Source organism: Bacillus cereus (genome assembly GCF_002564555.1).
GTDB lineage: Bacteria > Bacillota > Bacilli > Bacillales > Bacillaceae_G > Bacillus_A > Bacillus_A cereus_K.
This window is the reverse complement of sequence record NZ_NUVD01000007.1, coordinates 127,008-139,480: the sequence shown is the minus strand read 5'-3', so window position 1 is coordinate 139,480 and position 12,473 is coordinate 127,008. Positions and strand designations below refer to the sequence as shown.

Sequence of the window (12,473 nt, the reverse complement as noted above, 5' to 3'; positions counted from 1 at the left end):
AGCGATGAGGTTTATGTATAGTATTAAAAAAATTATGGGAATGATGGAAAAGACAGTGAAAGAGGGAGGAAGTAAATATGAAAAAGAAAATGATGACGGTATTCACTATTGGAGTAATGAGTTTAAGTATATTAGGGGGTGCCTCTCCTTCTGAAGCACAAAAAGGAAAGACAGATTACGCGCAGCGCAGTAAAGAGCAATTAAACAATGGAAAGATACATACAATGAATACAGAAGAAAAAGCAGAGAAATTAGGTATCGAAACGGAGGGAAAAGAACAAATTACGCTAGAAAAAGAAATTCATGAAACGGAAGTAGGAAGAGAAGCAGAACAGTTAGGAATTTCGATTGAAGGAAAGGATGTTGGAACTCTTTCAGAAGAAATTTATGAAACAAAAGTGAAGCAAGAAGCGTTAAACCTGGGGATATCTATAGAAAACACATCGATTGTGGATTTAATAAGCCAAATCAATGCAATCAAAATTAATAACGAAGCAGAGAAATTAGGGGTTTCGACTGAAGGAAAAGAGATAGAAGACATCGCGGAAGAAATTTATGGAACGAAAGTAAGAGAAGAAGCAGGAAAGCTAGGGATTTCTCAAAAAGGAAAAGGGATAGAAGAGTTAGCGCAAGAGGTGTACGAACAAAAAGTACAGGCAGAAGCAAAAAAATATCATATTGATTTGTATGGTAAAGATATATATCAAGTATTAAGAGAAATCAATGAACAAAAAGTGCTACAAATGGCAGATGAGCTTAATATGGACAAAACGAATATGAATATTCAAGATGTGGCAGAAAAAATAAAAAAAGATCATCCTGAAAAAGAAAAAGAACTAAATTTTGTACCGATGGTTCGAACAGATGCTGACGCGTTTTATTCTTATTTAACGAATTAAAAAGGGCGTGAGAGTGATACGGAAATTGAAGTGGTATATATGTATAGCTTTACTTGGCATAGTAGTATGGAGTGTATATACAAATGGAATCACAAAGTACATGGAGAAGTTAACATTCTTCAATATACAAGGAGGAAAACGAACGGAGTTTAGTAATAACGATGAAAAAGTCATCTTATCCAATGTGCCTTTAATTCAGCAATTACCAGAGCTGGATAGAGGGTGTGAAGTGACAAGTCTAGCAATGATGTTACAATACGCAGGCGTTTCAGTAGATAAGATGGAATTAGCAAATGAAATAAAAAAAGTTAATTTTATGGAGGGTGGTGTACGCGGGAATCCGAATGAAGGATTTGTAGGGAATATTTATACCTTTTCTGAATCCGGATACGGTGTATATCATGAACCACTTTTTCAGTTAGCAAAAAAATATTTACCTAATAAAGCTGTGGATTTAACAGGGAAGAGTATAGAAGAAATGTATAAGAGTGTAAAAGCGGGGCAACCAGTAGTCATGATTACGAATGCAACATATGCACCATTGGATGAAGATGAATTTACTACATGGGAAACAAATAGTGGGGATGTTTCTATTACGTATAATGAGCATTGTGTTGTACTTATTGGATACGATAAGGAATCTGTATATATTCGAGATCCTCTTAATGATAGTTTAGATGTAAAGGTACCGAGGGAAAGCTTTGAACAAGCGTGGATACAGATGGGGAGCCAGGCGGTTAGTTATGTGAAAAGCCCAAAATAAATTAGGGGAAAAAGATAGAGTGGGTGACGAATTTAAGTTAGTAAATTAGGAAAAGAAAAGGATATAAAATAAGAGAGTTTCTATACATAGAAGCTCTCTTATTTTTGTAATACGAACTTTTAAGAATGACATGATTTAAGTGAAAATACATTTTATTATTATGGATTGTTTTATTGATTGGAAAATATAAAGTGAAAATGGTATCATTCTACTTATTTTACGATTTAATAATTGAGGGAGTTATGGAAGGGATGAGAAAAAGGAAAAAACTATGGAATTTATGGAAAACGATTACATTATTAGTGTGCACAGTTGTAATTTTTTCTTTACTCGTAACAGATTTTTTAATTAGCCATAATGTTGAACGAACGACAGAAGAAAGCCAAGCAGAGAAAGCAAAGACAATTGCACGTATTGTGGCAAATGATTCTATTGTAATTGATGGGTTGGCGGGGAAGGTAGATCCCTCCTTGATTCAAGTGTATACAAATAAGCTATTAAAGAGTACGGATGTTCAATTTATTGTAGTTATGGATATGAATGGAATCCGGAAATCTCACCCCAATCCTCAAAAAATAGGGCAACATTTCATTGGAGGAGATGAAGGAACGGCATTGAAGGGAAAGGAACATGTGTCGCTGGCAGAAGGAACTTTAGGGGTCTCTATGAGAGTATTTATACCGGTTTTTTCTGACACAGGGGAACAACTTGGAGTGGTTGCGGTTGGAATTTCAGCAGATAATGTAAAAGAGCGAGTTAAGGAAAGTAGATATATTATGTATATCGGTGTTGGAGTTGGGCTATTAGTTGGCATTATAGGAGCGATATTGCTAGCTAGACATATAAAGAAAAGTTTATTTGGTCTTGAGCCACATAGGATAGCGAAAATTCTTGAAGAAAGAAATACGATGTTACAATCGGTCAAAGAAGGTATTATTGCTGTAGATAAAGAAGCGAAAGTAACGTTAATTAATAATGAAGCAAAACGGCTATTTAAGAAAAGCGGACTTAAAGACGACTTTATCGGTAAAGATGTTGAAGTGTATATGCCTAATTCACGTATAAAAGAAGTGCTGCAAACAGGAGTGGTACAATTAAACGAAGAACAAAATATTTACGGAATTACGATTGTTACGAATCGTGTTCCTTTATATGTAAAAGGAGAAATAGTTGGCGCGATTGCAACATTTCGTGATAAAACAGAGATTAGAAAATTAGCAGAGGAATTAACTGGGATTCGGTTATATGCAGAAGCGTTACGGGCACAATCGCATGAATTTATGAATAAAATGCATGTCGTATTAGGTCTTACACATATGAAACAGTATGAAGAGTTGCAGAAATATGTGAGTAGTATGGTATCGGAGCATCAATATGAAATTGGCGGGGTTATGAAAAAAATTAAGAATCCAGTATTTGCTGGTTTTTTATTAGGTAAACTTAGCTATTCTAGAGAGAAAAATATAAATTTAATTATAAGTGAAGATGCCTACTTGCCGGAAATATATGATGAAAGTATTACTCATGAGCTTATTACGATTGTCGGAAATTTAATAGATAATGCATTAGAGGCAGTGATGAATTGTGAAAAGAAACAAGTTGAAATTGGGATACAATATGGGGATACATTGACTATTACAGTACAAGATACGGGGAATGGCATAAAAGAAGATGAGATAGATACATTATTTACAAAAGGTTATTCCACAAAAGGAGACAATCGTGGGTATGGTTTGTATCTTGTAAAAGAAAGCATACAGCGAATAAATGGGGGGATTCACATTTCCTCATTGTTAGGAGAGGGAACAACGATAACAATTGAAATACCTAAAGGTAGGGATGAGAGGCAAATATGATTAAAGTTTTAATTGTAGAAGATGATCCGATGGTAGCAATGTTAAATACACATTATTTAGAGCAAGTAGGAGGGTTTGAACTTGTTCATGCAGTTAACTCAGTTAAATCGGCGATAGAAGCATTAGAAAACTCACGAGTAGATTTAGTATTACTTGATATTTTTATGCCTGAAGAGACTGGATTCGAGCTTTTAATGTATATTCGAAATCAAGAAAAAGAAATTGATATTATGATGATTTCAGCTGTACATGATATGGGGAGTATTAAAAAAGCATTACAATATGGGGTTGTAGATTATTTAATTAAACCATTTACATTTGAACGATTTAAAGAGGCATTAACGGTATATCGAGAAAAACTCACTTTCATGAAAGAACAACAAAAAATTAGTCAATCAGAATTAGATTCATTAATTTTGCAAAAAGAAAAAAGAGAGCCTACTGTCACTAAAGAGCTTCCGAAAGGATTAACGAAGCAAACGTTGCAATTAATTTGGCAGAAGATCGAGTCGCTGAATGGACGAGCGTTTACAACAGATGAAATGGCGCAATTAGTAGGCGTTTCAAGAGTTTCTATTCGAAAGTATGTAATGTTTTTGACTGAAATTGGAGTGTTAGAAAACGAAATGGTGTATCAACATGTGGGAAGACCTGTGAGTAAATTAAGATGTGTTGACCAAAATAAAATAGAGTTTTACATATAAGCGACTTATTTATAAGTCGCTTATACTTTTTTTAATTACAAAATCAATTACAAAACTTACAAAAACTATTTTTACTATTGAAAGCGTTTTAATATTGTTATTAAGAAAACAAGGGGGTGCCATATGGGAATTCGGAAGGATATGGAAGCGATATCATTATCTGAGGAGAATGAAGTACAAAGAGAATCTTTCGTTTCTAAAATTATGAACGTAAAAATCGGTGTTATACCTTTACCGTTATATGTAGTATTGGCTGCTATTATTTATGGAGCGTCTGTATATAATAAATTGCCAGCTGATATGATTGGTGGATTTGCAGTTATTATGATTATGGGTATTTTTTTAGGCGACATTGGGATGAGAATTCCAATTTTAAAAAATATCGGTGGTCCAGCAATTCTTTCGTTATTTGTTCCATCGTTACTTGTATTTTTTAACTGGATGAATCCAGCTTCAATGGAAGCTGCGACTATGTTAATGAAAAAATCGAACTTTTTATATTTATATATTTCTTGTTTAGTAGTTGGAAGTATTTTAGGAATGAACCGTAAAGTATTAGTACAAGGTTTCGTTCGCATGTTTATTCCTTTAGTAGTAGGGACGCTAGCTTCTATAGCAGTAGGCTTATTAGTAGGTTCACTATTTGGATTTGAAATGAAGCGGACATTCTTCTTCATCATTGTACCAATTGTGAGTGGTGGTATTGGAGAAGGGATTTTACCATTATCGTTAGCTTACGGTGATATTTTAAATGAGTCATCAGCAACATTTGTATCACAACTTATTCCAGCAGCTATTATCGGGAATATGTTTGCAATTGTGAGCGCAGGCTATATGAAGCGTTTAGGTGAGAAGAAACCTGAGCTTAGTGGTAACGGTGTATTAGTGAAAACAGACAATCAAGCAGAATTATTAAAAGAACAAAATACAGAGAAGCCAATTGACTTCTCATTAATGGGAGCAGGTTTATTAATTGCATGTACGTTCTTCATCTTTGGAGGATTCGCTTCTAAGTTCATCGGTATTCCTGGGGCAATCATTATGATTTTCTCAGCAGCACTTGTGAAGTACTTTAAATTAATGCCAGCAAAAATGGAGCAAGGAGCATTCCATTTATATAAATTTATTTCAAAAAATTTAACATGGCCGTTAATGGTCGGCTTAGGATTGCTATATATTCCGTTAAAAGACGTAGCGGCAGTTCTTTCTGTAGGATATGTTGCTGTGTGTGCATCAGTTGTTCTTACAATGGTAGCATCAGGTTTTCTTGTAGGAAAAGCGATGAAAATGTATCCTGTTGAATCAGCAATTGTAACGGGATGTCATAGTGGTTTAGGTGGAACTGGAGATGTTGCGATTCTATCAGCTTCAAATCGTATGGAATTAATGCCTTTTGCGCAAATTTCAACGCGTTTAGGCGGGGCAGCAGTGGTCGTAACAGCGACAATTTTATTGAAAATGTTTTCATGATTAACAAGCTAGCTATATTCATATAGCTAGCTTGTCAAATTAAGGGGAGATTATAAGTATGTTAGAAAATCAAATTAATGAAAGATCATTGTTATTGCATAAAGAGTTAGTAGGGAAAATTGAAATTACAAGTAAGGTGGAAGTGAATTCAGCGGATGATTTAAGTCTGACTTATACACCAGGCGTGGCGGAGTCTTGCAAAGCAATTGCAGCAGATGAGGAAACAGTTTATGACTATACAGCACGTGGTAATATGGTAGCGGTTGTCTCAGATGGAACTGCAGTACTTGGTTTAGGGAATATTGGACCGAAAGCGGCTATGCCTGTTATGGAAGGGAAAAGTATTTTATTCAAGAAATTTGCGAATGTAGATGCTTTCCCTTTATGTCTAGGGACGACGGATGTAGATGAAATCGTTACCCTTGTGAAAAATTTAGAGCCTACATTTTCTGGTATCAATTTAGAAGATATTGCAGCGCCACGTTGCTTTGAAATTGAAAAACGATTAAAAGAAGAAACGAATATTCCTGTATTCCATGATGATCAACATGGAACAGCTATTGTCGTTTTAGCAGCTGTTATTAATGCACTAAAAGTCGTAAGTAAACAAATGGATAATGTAAAAATTGTTATTAACGGTGCTGGTTCGGCAGGAATTGCAATTGGAAAATTATTATTAAAAGCCGGTGCAAAACATATTACGTTAGTTAGCTTAGAAGGTATTGTTTGTGAAGGGGAAACATGGATGAATGAAGCACAGGTCGAAGTTTCAAAGAAAACAAATCGAGAATTCGTGCGCGGAACATTAAAGGAAGCAATTCATCAGGCTGATATTTTCATTGGTGTATCTGCCCCTAACGTATTAACGAAAGAACTTGTACAGACGATGAATGAGAAGCAAATTGTGTTTGCAATGGCGAATCCAATTCCAGAAATATTCCCAGAAGATGCATTAGAAGCTGGTGCAGCTGTAGTCGGAACTGGACGTTCTGATTATTCAAATCAAGTCAATAATGTATTGGCGTTCCCTGGAATATTCCGCGGTGCGTTAGATGTGCGCGCGACTGATATTACAGAAGAGATGAAATTAGCGGCAGCATATGGAATCGCTAACATCATTACGGATGAAGAGCTTCATGCGAGTTATGTAATTCCAAATCCATTAGATAAAAGAGTTGTTCCAAGTGTTGCAGAAGCAGTAGCAAAAGCAGCCATTGATTCAGGAGTGGCACAGATTACGAAAATGCCGAGTTATTAATAGTTAAAAGCAGTGCCTTTAGGCACTGCTTTTTTGAGGTGAGAAATTAAAATAATGAGGAAGTGTAGAATTATTGATGTTTCTCCACTAATCATCTCGCTATTTGCTGGCAGTAAGACTCCCGCTCAAAATTCAGTGGGTGCAAGGAAGTATAGTAGTTTTATCAACTTATTCAGCAGTGATCACAAACTGATCATAATATTTTTCATTCACATATATATTTAATATCCATAATCCAGATGATGGCAGTGACATTACGAGGGGGAGTTCTTTTATTGTAGCATCGACTGTATTTGAAGTAGTCCAAGTTTGTTTGGAAGTTTCTTGTTGAAAGAGTACTTGTGTTGGAGTTACAGATCCTTGTTTTAACGCAATAATAGATAATTTTCCAGTTGGCATTTGAGAATCTAGAAAGTACCACATAATTTCATTTTGTTCATTTGCGATAATAGGTGTATCAGCCATTGCAATTCTTCTTTCAATCCCCTTTAAAGGTGTTTTTCCTTCTACGAAGGATGGCGTTTCTTCCCAATTTACATCTTTTAAAACGCTAAGATGAAAAAAAGAAGGCGCGTTAATTTGAGAGGATGATGTTGTTATGGCTTCTTTTTTAGGTGCTTTTGAATCAGGTTGTACTTGTGTGCATCCAGTGATGAGGAAGGAGAGAAGTAGCAGAGTTCCGATTTTTTTCATGGTGCCACACTCCTATTTTTTATTGTTAGTGTAATTGTATTTGCTAGAAGGTGGGACAATTCCTTTAAAGTATAAAAAGAGGACGTAAGTTTTGTACGACCTCTTTTGACATTTTTTATCCCGCTATTTGTGGGCTGCGCGTAAAATCCCGATTAGTGTGTGCTAATAAACAGTGGGGATGCAAAAAAACACTGATTAAAGTTTCACTTTATACTCGTTCAGTTGTAAAAGTATGTTCGTTCTCTTTTTGAGGTAGCGTTAAGAAAATAACAGAAAGAACGATACATATGCCGCCTAATAATTGATATGCTCCAAAAGATTCATTAAGCCAAGCGATCGAAACGATGGCAGCTACAAGTGGTTCAATGCTAGATAAAATACTCGTTTCTGTTGCTGCTAAATATTTAAGACTACCGATATATAGAAGAAAAGAAAGAGTGCCACTTATAATGATAAGAATCAGCATAGAAAAAGTTTTGAGTGTAAAAGTTTGTGAAAGCTGATGCCATCCAAACGAACGATTATAAATAAGCAGTGCAATTCCTCCGATTAACATCCCCCAGCCAATTACTATAGTTGTTCCGCACTCTTTAATAAGAGTAGCTGGATGAAGGGTATAAAATGCAAATCCAATTGCTGTTAATAAGCCAAAAATAATGGCTTCTGTAGATAAAACAATATTTTCAATTGAGCCATTTGTAATAATGAAGTATGTCCCTGTTAGTGCCGTTATAATTGCGAGTATTTGCATTGAAGCAGGGAATTTCTTTTGTTCAAATGCAACGTATATCGTAATAAGCACAGGACCTAGAAATTGAAATAGTGTTGCTGTGACCGCGTTACTCATATGAACTGTTTCAATAAAGGCGTATTGTGCACCAAGCATGCCAAGAATAGAAAAAATAACAAGGTGTATAGATTGTCTAGGACGTTTCCAAATGTGGAATATGTTTTGCTTCTTTATAAGTAAGAATGACAAAATAAATACTCCTGCAAGCAACAAGCGAATTGTTAAAAAATCAATTGATGATACGTTAGTATGTTGAAATAGCCATTGAATCATTGGACCAGATAATCCCCATAATGTAGCTCCTGTAATAATCATAATGAGTCCAATACGTCTATTATTGTTCATCATCATGCATCCCCCTCTCCAGTATTTGATTTTTTATGTGTGACATGATAAAAGGAATTATATATAACTTCTGGTACTGTAAAAAGTATCAGATTTTAATTTTATTAAGGGGTCAGATGTTATGTTGGAATTAACACCTAATTTAAATATGAATAGTAAAAAGGCATTGTATGTGCAATTGTATGAGTATATAAAAAAAGAAATTAAAGAGGGAACGATCTTACCTTTTACGAAGTTACCAGCTAAGCGGAAGTTGGCAATATATTTACAAGTAAGTAAAAATACGATAGAGGCGGCGTATGAACAATTACTTGCAGAAGGATATATTGAGTCGATATCGAGAAAGGGTTATTTTGTTTGTAAGATTGAGCAAATGGTTTATGTAGAAGGAAGCGAAGAGAGAATAGGAGAAGTAGCGTTTCAGGAGAAGAATTACAAATTTGATTTCACACAAACAGGAATTGATACAAATGCTTTTCCGTTCAATATGTATCGGAAAATTATAAATGAAGTATGGCAGCCACATAATAATGAATTCCTCTTTCTTGGACACCCTCAAGGAGAAGTGAGCTTAAGAGAAGAGATTGCGAACTATTTGTATGAATCTAGAGGTGTGCGTTGTTCGGCTAGTCAAATCGTATTAGGAGCTGGAACACAAATATTAGTGAAACTACTGTTTCAATTATTAAAGGGAAGCAATTATGCAGTTGAAAATCCTGGATATCATAGGAAAATGGTCGCTTTTGAACAGGGAGAGAAAAGAGTTCAAATGTTATCTTTGGATAGAGATGGAATTTGTATTGCAGATTTAGAAAATAGCGATGCGGATGTTGTATTTGTTACTCCTTCTCATCAGTTTCCGCATGGAATGATCATGCCTATCACGAGGAGGATACAGCTTTTACAATGGGCAAAGAAAGAAGAAGGAAGATATATTATTGAAGATGATTACGATAGTGAATTTCGTTATTCGGGAAAGCCGATTCCTGCGCTTCAAGGGCTTGATACAGATGGGAAAGTTATTTATATGGGGACGCTATCTAAAGCATTGCTACCATCGTTGCGGATGAGTTATATGGTGTTGCCAAAGAAATTAATTAAAAAGTATCAACAGCAATATTTATTTTATACACAAAGTGTTTCAAGAATGGATCAAGAAGTAATTAGAAGGTTTTTAAGTGAAGGTCATTTTGAAAAGCATATTCATAAAATGCGTGTCGTCTATCGGAAGAAGAGAGACCGGCTTGTTTTGGAATTAGAAAAATATTTTTCTAATTTTGTTGAAGTGATAGGAGAAGATTCGGGATTACACATTTTATTAAAGGTGCATAATGGAATGCGGGAAGAAGAATTAATTAAAGAAGCAGCGAAATATAGTATTAAAATATATCCTGTTTCTACGTACTATAAAGACGGTACTGCACCTGAAAATGTAGTTCTACTGGGATTTGCAATTTTATCAGAAGAAGAAATTGCGAAAGCGATTCAAATATTAAGTACAGCGTGGTTTACAAGAAAGTAAAAAACATCCTCATATAGGAGAGGATGCTTTTTACTATTTATTTTCATCTAGGAATAAGACCATATGCTCTTCATCCCAATATTGTCCGTTATACTTTAATGAACGTTCTTGCACACCAAATGTTTTGAAGCCTAATGACTCATAAAGTTTTTTTGCACCATCGTTTCCGACAACAACATCAAGCATAACTTGTTCTACTTCTAAAGATTTAGCAAGCTCGAGACATTCTTTAATCAGTGCTTTTCCCGCTCCAAGTCCGCGTGCTTTTGGAGATACGTATACAGAACCGATTTTAGCTTTATGCTCTTGTTTTACGTATGGTTTCGTTTCCAGTGTTGCAACTCCGATTAAATTACCATCTTTAAATGCACCTAGTGTATAGTTTTCATCTTGTGCTAATTTTTGTGCTTTATATTCAATAGCACACTCTTTATTAATAATATCTTCATAAGAAGAGCTGAAAGCTTCCGGATTTTGTTTTAATCCTTCTACGCGAAGTTTTAAGTAAATTTCTGCTTCGTCTTTTGTTAATACATGGATATCCAATTATATCACCCTCCAAATCTTTGACAAATGTACCCTTATTTTATATTGAAATAAGAATAATTTCAAAAGCTTAGCTTATATGAGTTGGTTTTATGAACAAAATAACACCAGTAGTGTTTACTACTACTGGTGATTTCACGCATATATTATTCGAAGGGTAATTTAATTATAAATTCTGTTCCGATTCCTAATTCACTTTCAACTTTAATAGAACCATTATGAAGTTCGATAATTTCCTTTGCAACAGCCAGTCCAATGCCTTTTCCACCGGTAGCTCTTGTTCTGGATTTATCAACGCGATAAAAACGGTCAAAAATATGTTGGATATCTTCTTCAGGAATACCTTCACCTTCATCTTGTACACTTATTGTAAAATAACCTGTTTCCGCTAGTACACGTATCGTTATAGATGTGTTTTCTGGCGAATGTTGATAAGCATTGTGCAATAAATTTAACATAACTTGTTCCATACGTCTTTCATCTATCCAAACTTCTAAATCATCTTTACAATATACATGAAGTTGCATTTGTTTGTTCGTTAATGTTGTTTTTGTTTTTTCAACCATTCGTTCTAAAAATGGTTGAAGCAGCATTTTTTGTTTTTTAATAACAAACTGGTGTTGTTCTAATTGAACAAGCATGAATAAATCTTGTACAAGATCGGTTACACTATCTGTTTCATCTTCAATGATTTGTAAGTATTCTTCACGTTCTTCTTTCGTTAAAGAGTCTCTCTTTGCTACCTTTGCATAACCTTTCATATAGGTTAATGGCGTTAATAATTCGTGAGCGACACTAGCGAGAAATTCATTTCGTTCTTTTTTCATATACGTAAGTTCACTGGATAAATCTTCAATGGTTTTTGCTAAGCTCCCAAGTTCATCATTACGTTTAATGCCTAATTGAATCGGCTTATTTAACTTTGACATTTTTTCTGTTGCTCTCTTCATTTTTATAAGTGGTTCTGTAATAACGCGTGAGAAGAAAAAGACAGAAATAGTTGTTAAAATAAGTGTTAAAATACTAACGATGATGAATTGATCCATGAGTCTAAGTAACATATTTTCTAAAAATGATGTCTTTAAAAGCATGTGTAAGTTACCATTGAAGTCTTTTGTTCTAATCGGGCTTACTGTTGAGATGAATTTTGATTTTTTCCAGTTCTTTTCTACTATTAAGCCATCTCTTGTAACAGGTTGTGTTTTGCAATAGAGTTGCTGCTGCATATCTTTTGTTACAGTTGCTGAGGCAGACGTGATTTTCCCAGAGTTATCAGTTATAACGATAATTATATCGGAATTAGTAAGTGCCTCTGTTTCCATTAAATCTTCAGCGGCATGTTCAATAGAGAAATTTTGGGATCCAGGACGTTTGTAATGTTCAGTATTTTTTTTTTTGCTGGGCGTATTCGCTCCATTTTGCCCGGCGTTCAATCGTATCACGATAACGATTTCCTTTTTCTAAAAGAGCAATCGTTTCCTCTTCAACTCGCATTTTTGAAAGGCTTTTATAAAAAGATACGAAAGCGATTGTTTCAATACATAAAGCTAATATCAAAAAGTATGTCCCAACTTTAAGTGAAAGTTTACTCATTTTCTCACCATACCTTATTTCATATAAAATTCAC

The 12,473-nt window shown here is 34.7% G+C and carries 10 protein-coding genes and 1 pseudogene; 7 read left to right on the top strand and 4 right to left on the bottom strand.

What is annotated here, in order from left to right; genetic code table 11:
* Positions 1-77: 77 nt before the first annotated feature.
* The 6 genes from COI75_RS03215 to COI75_RS03190 all read left to right on the top strand — a co-directional run bounded on the left by COI75_RS03215 (position 78) and on the right by COI75_RS03190 (position 6,950).
* Positions 78-899, top strand: coding sequence for a hypothetical protein (locus tag COI75_RS03215; protein ID WP_000728578.1), 822 nt, complete (start codon positions 78-80; stop codon positions 897-899).
* Between the two features lie 13 nt (positions 900-912).
* The gene (locus COI75_RS03210) at positions 913-1,662 is read left to right on the top strand and encodes a C39 family peptidase (protein ID WP_033657099.1); all 750 of its coding nucleotides are present in this window, start codon (positions 913-915) and stop codon (positions 1,660-1,662) included.
* Between the two features lie 251 nt (positions 1,663-1,913).
* Positions 1,914-3,518, top strand: a complete 1,605-nt coding sequence (locus COI75_RS03205; RefSeq protein ID WP_033657202.1) for a sensor histidine kinase — start codon at positions 1,914-1,916, stop codon at positions 3,516-3,518.
* Complete coding sequence (locus tag COI75_RS03200; RefSeq protein ID WP_000598655.1) at positions 3,515-4,222, top strand: response regulator; 708 nt, start codon at positions 3,515-3,517, stop codon at positions 4,220-4,222. Before COI75_RS03205 ends, COI75_RS03200 begins: the two co-directional genes overlap by 4 nt.
* A gap of 141 nt (positions 4,223-4,363) precedes the next feature.
* Positions 4,364-5,692 (top strand): 2-hydroxycarboxylate transporter family protein, encoded by a 1,329-nt coding sequence (locus COI75_RS03195; RefSeq protein ID WP_420042272.1) that lies wholly within the window; start codon positions 4,364-4,366, stop codon positions 5,690-5,692.
* A gap of 58 nt (positions 5,693-5,750) precedes the next feature.
* Entirely contained in the window at positions 5,751-6,950 is a 1,200-nt protein-coding gene (locus COI75_RS03190; RefSeq protein ID WP_000892427.1) for an NAD(P)-dependent malic enzyme, read from the top strand.
* 168 nt (positions 6,951-7,118) lie between these two features.
* Here COI75_RS03190 and COI75_RS03185 read toward each other — a convergent pair whose 3' ends face one another.
* Positions 7,119-7,643, bottom strand: a complete 525-nt coding sequence (locus COI75_RS03185; RefSeq protein WP_000719648.1) for a DUF4871 domain-containing protein — start codon at positions 7,641-7,643, stop codon at positions 7,119-7,121.
* A gap of 208 nt (positions 7,644-7,851) precedes the next feature.
* Positions 7,852-8,778 carry a DMT family transporter gene (locus tag COI75_RS03180; protein WP_098448234.1) on the bottom strand — a complete coding sequence of 309 codons (927 nt, stop codon included), beginning with the start codon at positions 8,776-8,778 and terminating at the stop codon, positions 7,852-7,854.
* A gap of 121 nt (positions 8,779-8,899) precedes the next feature.
* On the opposite strand from COI75_RS03180, the gene COI75_RS03175 reads away from it, so the two are divergent.
* Positions 8,900-10,300 carry a MocR-like pyridoxine biosynthesis transcription factor PdxR gene (locus COI75_RS03175; RefSeq protein WP_000891908.1) on the top strand — a complete coding sequence of 467 codons (1,401 nt, stop codon included), beginning with the start codon at positions 8,900-8,902 and terminating at the stop codon, positions 10,298-10,300.
* A 33-nt stretch (positions 10,301-10,333) separates the two neighbouring features.
* Here the strand turns inward: COI75_RS03175 and COI75_RS03170 are convergent, their stop codons facing one another.
* Together COI75_RS03170 and COI75_RS03165 are read right to left on the bottom strand one after the other, a co-directional pair.
* The gene (locus COI75_RS03170; protein WP_000351218.1) at positions 10,334-10,846 is read right to left on the bottom strand and encodes a GNAT family N-acetyltransferase; all 513 of its coding nucleotides are present in this window, start codon (positions 10,844-10,846) and stop codon (positions 10,334-10,336) included.
* A gap of 146 nt (positions 10,847-10,992) precedes the next feature.
* Positions 10,993-12,439: pseudogene (locus COI75_RS03165) on the bottom strand (sensor histidine kinase).
* Between the last annotated feature and the right edge of the window lie 34 nt (positions 12,440-12,473).